Here is a 16,083-nt window from a genome sequence, read left to right on the forward strand (position 1 = left end):
AACACCGTTTGAGTGGGGTGGCAAGCGAGCGGCACGACGACAACGAGCGCGATCTAAACGACCTAAGCATCGATTAGGAGGGTCTGGGGCTGTAACCCAGTCCTTGGTGGCCTGAAATGCTCCACCTGAAATGGCAATACTCACGCCAGATGACCCACTAGGAGTTACGTATGGCTACCTCGGGAGACCGTTGGGAGAAGAAAATCCGGAATGAGGATTTGAGAAATTTCATCGCATCCGAGCAGGCTGACCCGGTGTCCGTCCTCATTGAGGTCGAGGCACCGGACTCCGTTTTGGAACTGACCCATCCCCCCTCTGGGCGGGGGATGAATTTCCGAGTGCAATCGGTACAGCATATTGCTGAACCTCGGGATAATGGGCAGCGGGCGATCGAGCAGCTCCGTACGTTACTGGAGACGCTGCACCTTCCTTATCATTTTTTGCAGGGAGCGCGGGCCTTCGTTGCTAGCCCAACACCTCAACAACTGCGTTGTATTACGGCCTCACCGTTTGTGCGGTCCGTCATTCCCAATCATCGACAAAAACTTGGTATGCCTAGAAGTCATCAGACTTAAGGGGTGAAATTCGCAGGCTCTATGCGAAAAGTAAATGCTCCCTGATATTAGGATGCGTTTCTTCTTATCAGGACGCAGGGCATGAAGCTCGAGTTCCTGTTGGTTTTTATGCAAAAGGAGAGGCGCTGCATGGCACCGCCTCTCCTTTTATTTTCTATTCAAGTTGTTATGAAGTAACAGCAAGCTCCTCACTGGGTGAAATCGTTTCACGGTTTCACCCAGTGAAATAGCGTAACTGGGCTGTGCTTAGCCAAAATACCTGACAAAAGTTAGACCCTTTTACCCGCAATTTTGACAACACTGAAGAGGTAGTTTGTGGTGTTCTCAACCTGTGTTGAGTTGTGAATAGGGTGTGTGCAATCTATCCACAACTCAACATCGAAGGGAAACACGACGAGGTAGTTGTAGAGGCTAACGATGACAGAAACCGTCTTGATTACAGGGGCTTCTCAGGGGATTGGGCGGGCGATCGCTCACCGCTTTGCCAAGCATGGCTACAACTTAGTGCTGGCGGCGCGGAATGAGGAGCGGTTAACAGAAGCGGCAGAGGAATTACGATCGCGCTATTCCGTTGCGACTCTCCCTGTGCCCACGGATGTGCGGGACGCGGATCAAGTTGCGACTCTGGCTCAGGCTGCGGTTACCCGCTTTAATGCCGTTGATGTTCTCATCAATAATGCTGGCATTTATCTTTCTGGCCCTGTCGAAGCGTTTACCCTGGCTGACTGGCACCAGGCGATTGATACCAACCTGTGGGGCTACATCCATACCATTCATGCCCTGTTGCCTCATCTATTGGAAAGGGGTAAGGGTACCATTGTGAATCTTTGCTCTATTGGGGGTAGTGTTCCTGCGGCTTACCTGACGCCCTACACCACGACAAAATTTGCGGTCGATGGTCTGACCCAATCGCTGCATACAGAGCTTAGCCCCAAAGGTATTCATGTCTGTGGCATCTACCCCAACATCATCAGAAGCGACTTCCTGGAGCGAGCTATCTTTCGGGGAGTTGACGAAAACGACCAACAGGAGCGACGACGACAAGTTGAGAAATTGCTCGAAAATCCCCTGGTTGAAAAGCCCGAAGATGTAGCAGGCGCAGTATGGGATGCCGTGCAGTCTCGTAAAGAGAAAGTTTATGTTGGTTCCGCACAGGCCACTGCAGCGCTACATGCCGCCCTCCCTCAATTGACTCGCTGGATGACTCGCAAAGTCTTTCAGCATAAAGATAGCTGACGTTGGTTAACGATCCTCCCAAACCTTCACCACTGGGAAACCCTATGACTACCCAATCTGCCATTCCCAATACTCAGCAGTATCCAGCCGCTCCCTGGTCACTCCAGGGCCGAGCGCTGGTGAGTGTGCAAACGGTTGATGTCGCCGCAATGCGAGAATTTTTGCCCGCTGCCCTGGATGTGATTCAGATTTTTCCCGGTAAGACGTTGGGAGGGGTGTACCTGTCCTCCTATGAAGAGGGGTCAGTGTTGACCTACAACGAGTTGATTGTGTTTTGTGGGCTGACTCGGTATGGCGATCGCATTGGCCCCTGGGTAACTCACATTTATGTGGATAACCCGCGATCGGTTGCTGGGGGCCGAGAGATTTGGGGCTTGCCGAAGGAAATGGCCTCGTTCCGCTGGACGGCTGGAGAAAATCCTCAAGTGGCGGTTTACCAAGATGATCAGTTGCTTTGTCGGCTGAAATATCACAGCCAGTTTCCGGGTGTGCCGGTTTCTCTTCCCCCGTTTTTGGGAGCATTTAGCTTACTACACTCTAATTTCGTGTGGTTTAAAGCTCAGGGCCGTGCGAAAACTCATCTATTAATGGGAGCAGAAGTGGAAGTTCCCTCGGATAGCCCCTTTGCTCCTCTAAAGCTGAACCATCCCCTGATGGCGTTTAACCTGGAAGATTTTGCAATTTCAATTGATCAACCCAGGGTTCAACATTTGAGTTGAGTAGCTGTACGTAAACCCAGCTCGGAATAAGCTGAAGTGCCCATTTTGGCATGCGCTTCTTGCATACCAAAATGGGCGTTTTCGAGTGCCATGCATTGCGCGGTACTTGAAAACGTTCTTAACCCAAACTTATGTGAATTAGCTGAGCTGCCTAGAGCTAAATGTTTTTTGTGAGGTATGGGGAATGCAGTTCAAATTTTGTCCTGCAAAAACTACTTCAGAAATTATGAAATCTTGTAGCATCTAACAATTGAACCTGCGTTCTCCACTGCCTGTTACTCCTGTTTTAAGAATGTTTAAAGAGACGATTCTTTGGTCTGTCATTTGCACAGAGAACTGGCTTGTCAAACGTTCTCTTTAGATTCGTTCGGATGATAGATGAAAGAATATTCGGTAAAACGTTACGGTTCAGATAACCCAATTATTTGGGTTGTTTTGCCCCCTTATACATACCGTCTATTGCTATGTTTCTGAAAGACAAGCAAACTGGTCAATTGGTTGAAGTGGTTGAAATAACTGAGTTAATCAACCCTAGCAACAATCAAATTTCGGCCCAAATGCAAGCTGGTCAAAACGAGGAACCGCCAACTGCCTTTTCGAAAGACGGATTGGTTTTTCCCTCAGGAGAAGAACTGCCCCGCTGTTGGGTAGACGCTCATTATCGTGATCAGATGCCTGCGGAGTAGTTGTGTGTTCTTGATGGATTCTTTTGGGGACTTTGCTATGGCAAAACCTGTTTTATTCTCTCGATTTCGTCGTTTGTGGCAGGGTTTAGTTGTACTGGTGATGGCGCTCGCCCTCACCTTTCCTGTAGGCAGTGCCCAGGCTTTGAATGTACTCTCTCTTCCCGCTCAAAGTCCCCTCTATCTGCTCACTCAAGGTACGGCAGGCACGAACCAAAGTGGTGTGGATTTGGATGCAGGCATTGATGCTGCCCAGCAAGCACCCGATCAAATTTATGAAGGATTAGATAAAACCAAGAAGATCATTGGTAAAACCGAAAAGCGCAACGAAATTATTCAGGAGGGGCGCGATAAGGCCAGTGACAAGTGGCAATCTCTGGCTGATAAAGCCCGTGCGGCTCAAAACTCTGATGATGTAGAGTTATCGCCTGTTGAGGAGCACACGCTTAAGCACTTGACGAACTCAAAACGTTAACTGCTTTCCATCGTTTTTGTCCACAAAGATTGCATAAATACAGAGACTCTGCCGCTATCAATAGGGGTGGAGTTTCGGTTTTTAGTACTGTTTTAGAGCTGTTGATAAGATGCGGAGGAAAGGACACGCGGTCTGCTTTCTTCCACACTTCATCTATAGGTTTGAAACATGGCCGCCTTTTTGACCTACCTCAATGGCTATGAGGATGTCAATGCAGTATCTGAAGGTATTAATTATATTGGCTTGGTAGCGCTTGCTACAATTTGTCTATTGCCGAAATAATTTCTATGTCATTTCATATCATTAGTTAGCTGGAAGGATATCCTGAAAAGCTGAAGTTAATCTTCCTGAGTTAGGTAAAACAGGCTTCATGGCCAAGGATATTGCAGAGAAGGTTGCAGCCTTCATTGTGCGCTTAAGGGCAAATCAGTACGAATTGTTATTATTTCGGCATCTAGACAAAAAGGATGTTCCGGTTCAGGTGCCGGGAGGTGGTATCGAAAAGGGTGAAACGATTGAGGCGGCCCTCTATCGAGAAATTAATGAGGAAAGCGGTTTAACCGACTTGACCTTGATACGGAAGATTGGGATTTCAGAGCGTTGTCGCTTAAATAGTCGTGTAACCGTACGGCGGCACTTCTACTTGTTAGAAGCACCGAATGATATTGCCGATAGTTGGGTTCACACAGTTCATGGCACCGGCAATGATGCAGGATTGCGGTTTTCTTACTTTTGGGAGCGATCGCCCCTACAACAACCTCTCCCCGACAACTACAGCCTGTTTCTCAACGAAATTTATTTGCCAGAACTGTTCAAAGCATCTTAAGTAACCTCAGGTCGTGTCTTTTTAGCACTCTTAAATCCCAAACAATCGCAACATAATTCCCAGCGGTACGGCTACGTTGCTGAGAGCATCTGAAAGCGCTGCAATGCCCGATCGCCCAACGACCACGGTATCCCCTGGGCGTAGAGGCGGATTGCTTTCCAGGTTGGCATTGTTGGAGAAATCCACATCAATGTCGCGGCGGCTGACGGTGCCATCTGGGTTAAGGCGAATGAGTTGCACTTTCCCACGTCGGGCCCGGTTGTTAAAACCACCCGCTGTGAGAATCGCCTGGTTCAGTGGCGTGTTGGGTGGAATTGAAACCGTCCCCGGTTGCCGCACTTCCCCGACCACATTAACCGCCATAGAATCAGCCGAGAAACTGGCTGAAGCCTGCTCGGTCAATTCTTCGGGGGTAAGGGCAGTGGCAGTGGGTACCACTACGGTATCTCCCGCTTGCAGGGGCAAGTCCTGTTGTAAATCGCCATTCCGAAGTAAGGCCCAGAAATCAACGTCGATGACGCGTTCCTGCCCATTCGCGAGGGCGCGTCGTATCTGAATGTTGCGAATATCGGCTGTTTGCGTAATGCCCCCTGCCGTCTGAATGGCCTTGGTCACAGTGGGCGGGGTATTTTCGCCGCTGGTTGCGGCCAAAATGTGAGGGCCGGGGCGGTTCACCTCACCCACGATCGCCACCTGAATCGGTTCCGTTTCGCGGCTGGCAAAGGTCGTACTGGCCAAGAATCGAGCATCTTCCAGGCTCATATTCATAGCCGTTGGAATCATAATCTGATCTCCGGCTCGCAGCAAAATATCCTGGCTCAAGTCGGCTGACTGCGCCAGTTGCCGCAAATCTACCGTCAGCATCTCGGCTTGCTGAAAAGGACGTCGCCGTCGGATCTGCACCTGACGAATATTAGCTGACTGTCGCACTCCCCCGGCCTGCCGTAGCGCATTCGTCAGGCTAGGCGGATTCTGCGGGTCCAACGTGTAGGAGCCGGGACGGCTGATTTCTCCGGCGATCGCTACGGTTACAGGCCGCATTTCTAACAACGACAGCGTCACATAGGGCCGTCGAATCACCTGCAGATACCGCTGAGCTACCACTTGAGACGCCTGAGCCAGCGTTAACCCCTCCACCGCCACTCCGCCCACGACGGGTAGGTTCACAGTGCCATTCGCCAGTACCGTAAACTCGCCGCTATACTCGGGCACGTTGAAAACATCGACTCGGACGCGATCGCCCGCTCCCACCAGGTAGCCGTCATCTACCCCTGATGCTTGAGCTACCGTGGTTTGGGCCTCCACCGGAAGGATGGCTACCGGGAATCCCACCAATCCCCCCATGAGCACACCGCTCAGCACGCCAAAGGACTTCCAGTTCTGCTGCATAGCGCTTTGTCTCACTTCGCAAACGTCAGCGATACCCTTATCTCAAAGGATTCGCTACTCTTTGCAACCTCAAAGCCCCATCATCAGGAAAAATTGAGGCATCTTATTCATCCCGCTAACCTGAATTAACCTGAGTTCGGGTTAAGGGCGTTTTCGAGTGCCGCGCAACGCGCGGCACTCGAAAACGCTCATTTTGGCGTGCGCTTTGCGCACGCCAAAATGAGCACTTCAGCTTATCCCGAACTGAGGTTGGATTAGACAGATGGAGTGGTGAAAGGGGCTGCAAAGTGCCACTTTGACCGCACCATCCATCTCTTTGGAGTATGACCTCGCTCTGAAGGAGTGACGTTGCATACAACCTCACTTTTTCAGAGACTTCAGCCGTTTAGAGAATTCCTGTCGCGTTCTCTGACCCTCGCGTTACTCTGAGAAAGAATGCATCTCCAGATTACCCTTCGTCGCGTGGGGGTCTGGTTGAGCTTTGCTGACTCTATGACTATTAAAGGCCAGTCCACCAATGTCGCAGTCCCACTTCTTTGCCCGCTTGTTGAATGGTGAGAGCGATCGCAAGTTTGAGTTACCCGGTGCGAAACCCCATTACACCCCCGATCGCCCTGGCCAGGTAGAGCACATTGCTCTGGATCTGCGGCTGGACATTCCGAGTCAGCGCTATAGCGGCACCTGTACCATTCGCCTGAATCCTGTTCGGGACGGCATCGAAACGCTGACCCTGGATGCGGTGAACCTGGACATTGATACAGTGACCGTGGGTAAGACCAAACTGGAGTTTGACTACGATGGCGAGGTGTTGCACATTCACCTGAAGCAGCCGACGGTGGCTAGGAAGCGGGTGGAAGTGGCGATCGCCTACCACAACGACCATCCCCAACGGGGTCTCTATTTTGTTGGTCCTGAGCCTCACTATCCCAACAAGCCCGTTCAGGTGTGGACTCAGGGGGAGGACGAGGACTCACGCTACTGGTTCCCCTGCTTCGACTATCCAGGGCAACTGGCGACGTCTGAGATTCGTGTGCGCGTGCCGCAAAACCTGCTGGCGATTTCCAATGGGGAACTTGTCGAGACCCTGGAGGATGGCGACGAGAAAATTTACCACTGGATGCAAAAGCAGGTCCATCCCACCTATTTGATGACGTTGGCGGTGGGTGACTTTGCCGAGTTTCAAGACACCTGGCAAGACAGACCTGTGACTTACTATGTAGAAAAACGCCGGGCTGATGATGCGCTTCGTAGTATGGGCAAAACCCCGTCTATGATTGAGTTCTTCAGCCAGACCTTTGGCTATCCCTACCCCTTTCCTAAGTACGCCCAGGTCTGCGTTGATGACTTCATCTTTGGTGGCATGGAGAACACCTCCACAACCCTCCTGACAGACCGCTGCCTGTTGGATGAACGAGCGGCGCTGGATAACCGTACCTGTGAAAGTTTGGTGGCTCACGAGTTGGCCCACCAGTGGTTTGGTGATCTGGTGGTTGTAAAACATTGGTCGCACGCCTGGATTAAGGAAGGCATGGCGACTTACTCCGAGGTGCTGTGGACAAACCACGAGTATGGAGCCGAGGAAGCGGCCTACTATCGCCTCAATGAAGCCCGTAGCTACATTGACGAAGACAGTTCCCGCTACCGTCGTCCCATCGTCACGCATGTATATCGGGAGGCGATCGAACTTTACGATGGTCACCTGTACGAAAAGGGAGCCTGCGTCTATCACATGATTCGGGCAGAGTTGGGGGATGAGTTGTTCTTCAAGGCCATCCACACCTTTGTCAATGACAACGCCCACCAGACCGTTGAAACAGTAGATCTGTTGCGGGCGATCGAGAAAGCAACAGGACGCAATTTGCAATTCCTGTTTGATCAATACGTATTCCGGGGCGGTCACCCTGACTACAAGGTGAGCTATTCCTGGGATAACGACAGCAAGCTGGCGAAGGTCACGATTGTTCAGACTCAGGCGAAGGATGGAGAAACGCCCCTTGCCAGCGATTTGTTTGACCTGAAAATTCCCATTGGCTTTGGCTATGTGGATGATGCCAAAAAGGGCAAGAAAGGTGCCACTTCAACCCTCCAAACTTTTACGGTACGGGTCTTCGAGAAGGAACAAACTTTCTACTTCCCCCTGGAAAAGAAACCCCAATTTGTCAGCTTTGATGCAGGCAACGCCATTCTCAAAACGGTCAAGTTGGAATATCCGATGGCTGAGCTGAAGGCCCAGCTACAGCACGACCCCGACCCCATTTCTCGAACGATGGCAGCGATCGCCCTCGCCAAAAAAGGTAATCTAGAAGCTGTCAAAATCCTCGCCAAAGCCCTCCATGACGAGCCCTTTTGGGCCGTTCGGGCCGAGGTGGCGGAACAACTGGGCACCATCAAGCTCGATCAGGTGGTGGAAGTTCTTCTGAAGGGATTGAAAGACCCCGAAGCCCGCGTTCGTCGTGCCGTGGTCGAAGCGCTGGGCAAACAAAAGACTCCCGCCAGCTTTAACGCCCTCAAAACGGTTGTGGAAAAAGGTGACCCCAGCTACTACACCGAGGCTGCTGCCATTCGCTCTCTCGCCAGCGCTGCCACCGTATCCATCGATGGCAAAACTCAGGAGGACACAGTGCTGGCCGTACTGAAGTCGGTGCTAGAGCAGCGGGCCGGATGGAATGAGGTGGTGCGGAGTGGGGCGATCACTGGCTTGGCCCGTCTCAAAACCTCGGAAGCTGCCCTCGATCTGATTCTGGCCTACACGGCTCCCGGTACACCACAAGCTCTGCGCTTGAATGCGATTCGTTCTCTGGGGGCTATCTCCAGTGGTCAAGCTCCCAGCCAACTCGATCGCATTCTAGAGCGACTGAGTGAGCTGGCCGACGAAGCCTTCTTCCTGACGCAAGTTGCCGTGGTTAACGCTCTAGGGCAGATGGAAACGACCCGTGCCATCGGAATTTTGCAGAGCTTGAGCGATCGCACCCCCGATGGTCGTGTTCGCCGCATTGCCGAGGAAGCCGTCAAGCGCGTCTATCGCAAAGTCGGAGAAAACCAGGCCGTGAAGAAACTTCAGGAAGATCTAGAACAGGTCAAGAAGGATAACCAGGAGCTGCGCAGTCGCCTGGAGAGTTTAGAGGCCAAGTCCAAGGCGTAACACCAACCGTAAAACGTCATGGGTGCATCCCACTGTTGTCAGTGAAGCGGGCTTCGCCCGCTTCACTGACAACAGTGGGATGCACCAACGTTATGGTCAAGAAGGGGGTGCGTGGCATTCACCTTCTTTGCAATGCACATTACCCGTTGCCGAACGCCAGGATCGAGCCCACCGCAAGGGTAATCAGAATGGCGTTGTAAATCGCGTGATCGGCTGTGCTGGCTGCGACTCCGGCTTCTTGAGCCTGGAGGGTATCGCCAGTTTTGCGGAAGTGGCGATCGCGCACAAACTTATAGCGCCACGCAAACAAAAATCCTGGCAAAATCAACACAAATCCGCCCAGAATGGGAATTCCCGCCAGCAAGTGAATGAGCCCGAACTGGGTCGATCGCACCCCAATTTGTCTCCAGCTATCGGCTCCCCGACGAAAAATGCGTTCCTCCAGGCTGGACCAAAAGGGAATTCCCAGAATCAGAACCAGCCAGAAGCCGAGAATGAGTAACACTTTGCCGTCAAACGGCAGTAAGCCAGCGGTGCTGAGGAGAGGCGCAGAGGGGCTGTAGGAGACGGCGATCGCCTCACCTGTCTGCTCAGAAAACAGATTGAAGGGTTGAAAGATAATGTTTCCTGGCTGACCAAAGACCCAGTTGGCCCAACCCCAACGCATCCAGGCTGGAGCGATCGCATCTGTCACGGTGTAAGTAAAGAGGGTCAGCACCACCGTACAAAAGGCTCGCAAGTAAATCAGCGGATTTTTGTGGAAATAGGTCTGCCGCACAAAACCCAGACGCAGCCGATAGCGCCATAGGTCTGCTACCACTACTGCCACCACCCCCAGAGACAGCAGCGCAGGCAGAACTTGCCGCAGAGCCATAACCCATGCTCCTTGACCAAACCCCAGGAGCAATATCAGCCCGACCAAAATTCCCAGCCGGTACTTCAACGTGTTGAAAATAATGCCCAGGTTACGGAGTAGTGGGGGACGCAGCTGCCGATGGGAAAGATGGCGAAAAAATTCTCCAGCCTGGACTAAAGTGACAAATCGGTAAAGCGCCGCGAGAGGATAACCCGGTTTAATCTCAAGAGCCTGGTCAAAATCGACGATCGCTTCCTCATACAGCCCCAATTTCATCTGGCCATAACCCCGGTACGTCAAACCGTTGGCTTTCCAGTACTCCCGTGACTCCGGTTGAATCGATAGGGCAGTATCCAGGCTGTTGATTCCTTCCTGGGTATGCCCCAGCCGCATCAGTGTGCTGCCCCGATTGCACCAGGCGCGATCGAAGTTACCATTCAGGGCGATCGCCTGGTCAAAGCACCCCAGCGCTGGCTGGAGTCTGCCCCCTGTGATCAGCACGACTCCTTTGCTGTTCCAGGCCTGGGCTGAACTGGGATAGTGCTCCAGCACGCGATCGCACATCTGAAGTGCTTCCCGCCGCCGTCCCAGGAGTGCCAGGATGGAACCCTTTGCCCCCATGGCTTCCTCATGGGCTGGGGCAATTTCTAATGCCTGGTCATAACTATGTAGGGATTCTTTGTAACGGCCCAGACCCCGTAAGGCATTGCCGCGATCGCACCACCATTGCGCAGAGGGTTGGGGGGTGAGGGCGATCGCCCGGTCGTAGGCGGCCAGGGCTGCTTGCAGTTGCCCGAGGTGTTCTAGCGCAAGGCCACGGTAGTAGTAGGCCAGGGCAGAATCGGGCTGGAGCTGAAGGGCTTGCTCGGTGGTAGTAATGGCTGCTGTAGGGTTGCCGCGTTGCAGATGTAGCGTTGCAAGGCGACACAGGAGGTGGGTACGCTCGCTGGTGGATAGATGAGGGTTTTGCAACCGCTGCTGGCATTCCTCTAGAGACAACGAAAAAGAGGGAGGATAAGGCTGCTCAACCATGGTGTTCCGCAAGACTACCTTTGTTATCTTGCCGCATTTATAACCCTTTCCGCCCGGCGCGGTGCGAGAGTATTTAGATCTTGTACCTTTCCTGCACCAGAGCTCAGAACCCTTATTTTCCCCACGAAGCGACAAAAGATAAGGGCTCTGAGGTCCGGTGCAAGATCTGAGCCTATTTTTTGCGGGGCTTAGAAATGATAGCCTTTAGTGTTGGTAAGCATTTAAACGCAGGACAGGCTCCCATGAGTACAGGAACAGATCCCGTCAAGGTCATGAAACAGCAGGTCGGTAAAGCCGCCGCCGATCTGGTGCAATCCGGCAATATTGTTGGGTTAGGCACAGGCTCTACGGCCGCTTTCATGATCCAATACCTGGGAGAACGGCTGCAGGCAGGTACTCTTACAGATATCAAGGGGATTCCCACATCGTTCCAGGCTTCCGTTCTGGCCCGTAAGTATGGCATTCCGCTGACGACGCTGGACGAAGTCGATCGCATTGACATCGCCATTGACGGTGCGGATGAAGTTGATCCACAGAAGAACTTGATCAAGGGCGGCGGGGCTGCTCACACCCGGGAAAAAATTGTAGATGGTCTGGCATCACGATTTGTGGTGGTGGTAGATAGCTCCAAGCTGGTTGATCACTTGGGGGCGTTTCCGCTGCCCGTAGAGGTCATGCCGATGGCCGTGACACCGGTGATGCAGGCGATGGAAAAGCTGGGTGGGGTGCCTGAAATCCGCATGGGAGTTAAGAAGGATGGCCCAGTGATCACAGACCAGGGCAACATGATTCTGGATGTGAAATTCGATAGCCTGGATAACCCGGCAGAACTAGAGAAAACTATTAACAACATCCCTGGAGTGCTGGATAACGGTTTGTTTGTCGGCCTGACCGATCTGGTACTGATTGGAGAAATTATTGACGGTGTTCCAACCGTGCGGGAAATGTAAAATCCTTTGAGTACTTGGCAAGAATGGCGTGGCACATTGTGCCACGCCATTCTTTATGTTCAACCTCAAGTCGGGATAAGCTGAAGTGCCCTTAACCGTAACTCAGGTTATTTACACCCAATTTGGCTGAAGAATTTTAATCAGAGATGCCACGTTGCGTCGCACCATTTCTGATTACGGTTCTTCAACCGGATGTCATATCACCAAATCATCTTGCAGGGAAATGTGTGCTAAGGCGTTCAATAAATGATTCGGCAAGACTTGGGAGAGTTGGCGCAACATATATGAAGCCCTGAGCGCTAATTGTTCAATAGATGGCACGTCAAGTCTTTTGGGAGTTGGCGAAGCATCTATCCAATAAATTCTGAATAATACTCTGGGTTGTGAATTCGATTGAGGCGGTTACAAATACCAATGGATTAACGTGACTAGAGCGTTTCTAGGGATTGTCGTAGCTGCATCAGGTGACGTAAATAACCAATCACCTTAGAACCGAAGCTATGTTTCCGTTTGTCTGGCCGGCCATGAAACACATACCCAACCTCGGCAATGTTTTGAATATCGCCTCGGCTCAAGACTTCCAGCAAAATCTTATAGCCTGAGGGAAAGAGAACGCGACCAGCGATCGCTTCCCGACGCACCAGAAAATAGCCACTCATCGGATCGGACACGCGCCCTACCACATTCGGTAGGATGAGCCTTCCTAACAAACGCGCCCCAAACCGCAGAAGACGGCGAGCGGGGCTCAGGTTCCGGCTACCCCCACCCTGAGCATTGCGACTGGCGATCGCCAGATCGGCTCCCTGTTGCATCCGTTTGACCAATTCTAGAAGTACTTCCGGAGGTTGTTGGAGGTCTGTATCAATGACTCCCAGAATTTCCCCCTGCGCTGCTTCCCAACCCCTGACCACAGCAGTCGCCAGACCTCGTTCTTCCATGCGTCGAATGACTCGTAACGCTGGGTAGTGATGGATCAGTTGTAGAGCAACGTTCCAGGTTTGATCGGGGCTATTATCATCTACCACAATGAGCTCGTAAGCGTTGGGTAGCACTTCATCTAACAGGTAGGAAAGGGCGGTAACCATTCCCAGTAGGTTTGTACGTTCTTTGTAAGTTGGGAGAATAACAGACAGGTAAATGGATTGTGTGGGAACCGTAGGTGGACTAAGCGCATCTGATTCAGGCGCGGAGGGGATTCGATAGCTTCTCTGGACAGGTGGTAGAGGCTCTGATGAATCTCTCCTGCGCGTGTTGGGTTTTAACAACTGTTGTGTCATAAGAGACCAGGCGACAGGGGCACTATTAAAGTATTCGTGTAATTTAATATCTGTTCCCGATACTCAGGGTAAATACGGAGGTTTCAACACGAAAAACTCACACTGTATTTTTCCGTGTAAAGGTAGTATGAACTTAATTTTTGCCGTATCTAATAACTCGATAGACGAAGGTTTGGAATGTTAGTTTCTGCAAAAGCTTAAATCAGTAGGGAAATCAGCCTTAAGTTAGGTATTGGCAATTTATTTAGATGATTTTAAGTCGCTCAACTCAGTGAAACATAAGGTCTAGAAGACTGTGCCACCTACTTTGTGGGTGGCACAGTCTTCTAGACCTTATATTTAGGAGATTTCCAGTAATGAAATTACCCCCAGAATGTTGGTGCTTTGCCCGCTTCGCGGGCAAAGCACCAACATTCTGGGTAAATTCTTATGCAGAAACCTCCTTAGTAATAACTACCTACTCAATCTCAATTCGGATAAACCCAATTGTCTGGTTTGGTGTGCGCTTTGCCCGCCCCTCGAAGGAGCTTCTAAGCCGCGCTCAGGTCATTGAGTTACTGATTGAATTAGGGATAAAGCACTTAGTAGTGTTTTAGACAGGCAGATGGGGTTGTGGTGAAAGGATTCCTTCGTGCCCCTTTCACCACAACCTCATCCTCAGGCTTGAGATATGACCGAGCACGTTTAGAACTTGATTAAGGAGTTTATTTGCATTGCCTCTCAGGTAGACAGACTGAGCCAAACAACTTCTTCAGGAGGGTCGCTGCACTTCGTACATAAACAAGGTGGCATGGATCACCACGCTATATCGCTCGACTTGATACAGTGCACAAAGCACTATTGCAACCCGTTGATGTTATGGACTATCGCCGATTTGGACGAACAGAACTGGCCATGCCGGTCTTTTCCTGTGGAGGAATGCGTTACCAGTACAAATGGAAAGATGTACCCCAGGCCGAAGTCTCTGAGGACAGCCAGCAAAATCTGGAGGCGACCATTCGTCGGGCGGTAGACCTGGGAATTAACCATATCGAGACGGCTCGGGGGTATGGAACCTCTGAAATGCAGCTAGGGCGCATTCTGCCCCGCATTCCCCGCGAGAAGCTGATTGTGCAAACCAAGGTCAGTCCTACGGAGAATGCAGAGGAGTTTCGAGCAGATTTAGAGCGATCGCTCGCCTACCTGCAACTGGAGCAGGTGGATTTATTGGGAATGCACGGCATCAACACGCCGGAAATCCTGGAATGGACGCTACGGCCTGGCGGTTGTCTGGATGTGGCGCGAGAATTTCAGCGCCAGGGACGGGTTCGATTTATTGGTTTTTCGACCCATGCTCCGACGGAAGTGATTGTGCAGGCGATCGCCTCCGATCAATTCGACTACGTCAACCTGCACTGGTACTACATCAACCAGATCAACTGGGCGGCGATCGAAGCAGCAACCCAGCATGACATGGGGGTTTTCATCATCAGCCCCACCGATAAGGGGGGGCATCTGTACAGCCCACCTCAGAAGTTGGTGGATCTTTGTGCGCCTCTCAGTCCTATTGTGTTTAACAACCTATTCTGCCTGAGCCATCCTCAGGTTCATACCTTAAGCATCGGGGCTGCCCACCCTGGCGATTTTGATGAACATATTAAAACCCTGGCCTTTCTGGATCGAGTCAAAGACGTATTGCCCCCTATTCTGGATCGGCTGGAACAGGAGGCAATTCGGACGCTGGGGGAGGACTGGTATCGCACCTGGGAAGTGGGCTTACCCCGGTTGGAGGAGGTGCCGGGTCAGGTGAGTGTACGCAGCATTTTGTGGTTGCGAAATTTGGCGATCGCCTTTGGCATGGTGGACTATGCCAGAGCCCGTTACAACATGCTGGGGAATGCAGGACACTGGTTCCCTGGTAACAAGCTGACCCATGCAACGATGCCGGAGCTACAGGCATGCTTGAGCCGTAGCCCCCACGCAGAGAAGCTCCCAGCATTTTTGCAGGAAGCCCATGAGCTGTTGGGCGGTGCTGAAGGGCGACGCCTGATGCAGTCGTAAGAAAGGCAAGTGGACTTTTTTGTGGGGAGTGCGGCTAAGTCGTACTCCCCACAAAATCGGGTTTGATGCTGTACGAAATCCTCAAAGCGGACGTTGGCGCGGAATGCCAACCCCTCTGGGGAAGCGTTCCGGTGTAGGGGCGACTTTGTCGAGATGAATGCAGTGGCGCAGACTTTGGCTCAGTGGCGTCGTCAGGGCATCAACTCGGAAAAGTTGACCTCCCAATTGGGCGATCGCGCCCTCCAGCTCCTGTTCCTCCTCTGGCGTCCATTGGCCCCGATACAGGATGGCTCGTCCGCCTTGTTTTAGCAGGGGGAGTGCATACTCTGCACAGACGTTCGCAGGGGCGACTGCCCGAAGTAGAGCCAGATCGTACTGCTCACGGTGTGTGGGGTGCTGACCCAACGCTTCAGCCCGCTCGGTGATTGGAATAACATTGGTGAGCCCCAGGGAGTGGGCCAGGGTTTCGAGAAAGGCGATCTTTTTGCGGGTGGCGTCGAGGAGAGTAATCGTACTTTCAGGGAAGGCGATCGCGGCAGGGAGGCCCGGAAAGCCGCCCCCGGTGCCGATGTCAATAATGCGGGTGGGAGGCGGTGTCGTTTGAGTGAGATAGCCCTGTAGCCCACTGAACGAATCCCAAACATGCTTCTCCCAGAATTCTTCGGGGGCCGTGATACGGGTCAGGTTCAAGACCTGATTTCCCTCCAAAACGCCCTGATAGAGCTGTTGTAGTAACTCCTGCTGGATGGGTGTAGGGACCCACTGAAGGGTCGATTGCCACAGGTCGGTTTGGGAGGGGAGGGAGGGGGGGGATTCGATCATTAATGGGATGAGAGATGGGTGGATGGAGCAGGGGAGTGGACGGGAGAAGTCGTGGAGTGAG

Annotated in this window: 11 protein-coding genes and 1 pseudogene; 8 read left to right on the top strand and 4 right to left on the bottom strand. The window is 52.1% G+C overall.

What is annotated here, in order from left to right; translation table 11 throughout:
* Window positions 1-170: 170 nt before the first annotated feature.
* The 5 genes from H6F91_RS13850 (at window position 171) to H6F91_RS13875 (ending at window position 4,514) form a co-directional block, all read left to right on the top strand.
* The gene (locus H6F91_RS13850; RefSeq protein WP_190774684.1) at window positions 171-575 is read left to right on the top strand and encodes a hypothetical protein; all 405 of its coding nucleotides are present in this window, start codon (window positions 171-173) and stop codon (window positions 573-575) included.
* 417 nt (window positions 576-992) lie between these two features.
* Entirely contained in the window at window positions 993-1,811 is an 819-nt protein-coding gene (locus tag H6F91_RS13855; RefSeq protein ID WP_190774685.1) for an SDR family oxidoreductase, read from the top strand.
* Window positions 1,812-1,855: 44 nt separating this feature from the next.
* Window positions 1,856-2,530 (top strand): acetoacetate decarboxylase family protein, encoded by a 675-nt coding sequence (locus H6F91_RS13860; protein WP_190774686.1) that lies wholly within the window; start codon window positions 1,856-1,858, stop codon window positions 2,528-2,530.
* A 723-nt stretch (window positions 2,531-3,253) separates the two neighbouring features.
* The gene (locus tag H6F91_RS13870; protein ID WP_190774688.1) at window positions 3,254-3,688 is read left to right on the top strand and encodes a hypothetical protein; all 435 of its coding nucleotides are present in this window, start codon (window positions 3,254-3,256) and stop codon (window positions 3,686-3,688) included.
* 370 nt (window positions 3,689-4,058) lie between these two features.
* The gene (locus H6F91_RS13875) at window positions 4,059-4,514 is read left to right on the top strand and encodes an NUDIX domain-containing protein (protein ID WP_190774689.1); all 456 of its coding nucleotides are present in this window, start codon (window positions 4,059-4,061) and stop codon (window positions 4,512-4,514) included.
* A 30-nt stretch (window positions 4,515-4,544) separates the two neighbouring features.
* Here H6F91_RS13875 and H6F91_RS13880 read toward each other — a convergent pair whose 3' ends face one another.
* Window positions 4,545-5,903, bottom strand: a complete 1,359-nt coding sequence (locus H6F91_RS13880) for an SLBB domain-containing protein (RefSeq protein WP_190774690.1) — start codon at window positions 5,901-5,903, stop codon at window positions 4,545-4,547.
* 517 nt (window positions 5,904-6,420) lie between these two features.
* On the opposite strand from H6F91_RS13880, the gene H6F91_RS13885 reads away from it, so the two are divergent.
* On the top strand, window positions 6,421-9,045 hold the full coding sequence (locus tag H6F91_RS13885; protein ID WP_190774691.1) for a M1 family metallopeptidase: 2,625 nt from the start codon (window positions 6,421-6,423) through the stop codon (window positions 9,043-9,045).
* A gap of 139 nt (window positions 9,046-9,184) precedes the next feature.
* Here H6F91_RS13885 and H6F91_RS13890 read toward each other — a convergent pair whose 3' ends face one another.
* Entirely contained in the window at window positions 9,185-10,933 is a 1,749-nt protein-coding gene (locus H6F91_RS13890; RefSeq protein WP_190774692.1) for a tetratricopeptide repeat protein, read from the bottom strand.
* Window positions 10,934-11,175: 242 nt separating this feature from the next.
* Here H6F91_RS13890 and rpiA point away from each other — a divergent pair, with 242 nt between their 5' ends.
* Window positions 11,176-11,883, top strand: a complete 708-nt coding sequence (rpiA, locus tag H6F91_RS13895; protein WP_190774693.1) for a ribose-5-phosphate isomerase RpiA — start codon at window positions 11,176-11,178, stop codon at window positions 11,881-11,883.
* A 527-nt stretch (window positions 11,884-12,410) separates the two neighbouring features.
* On the opposite strand, the pseudogene H6F91_RS13900 reads toward rpiA, so the two are convergent.
* A pseudogene (locus H6F91_RS13900) lies at window positions 12,411-13,025 on the bottom strand (glycosyltransferase); the annotation flags it as partial.
* Window positions 13,026-14,018: 993 nt separating this feature from the next.
* Between H6F91_RS13900 and H6F91_RS13910 the strand changes: the two are divergent.
* Window positions 14,019-15,200 (top strand): aldo/keto reductase, encoded by a 1,182-nt coding sequence (locus H6F91_RS13910; RefSeq protein ID WP_190771475.1) that lies wholly within the window; start codon window positions 14,019-14,021, stop codon window positions 15,198-15,200.
* Between the two features lie 81 nt (window positions 15,201-15,281).
* On the opposite strand, the gene rsmG is transcribed toward H6F91_RS13910, so the two are convergent.
* On the bottom strand, window positions 15,282-16,022 hold the full coding sequence (rsmG, locus tag H6F91_RS13915; RefSeq protein WP_190771474.1) for a 16S rRNA (guanine(527)-N(7))-methyltransferase RsmG: 741 nt from the start codon (window positions 16,020-16,022) through the stop codon (window positions 15,282-15,284).
* Between the last annotated feature and the right edge of the window lie 61 nt (window positions 16,023-16,083).

The organism is Leptolyngbya sp. FACHB-8, assembly GCF_014695575.1.
Taxonomy (GTDB): Bacteria; Cyanobacteriota; Cyanobacteriia; order Elainellales; family Elainellaceae; genus Vacuolonema.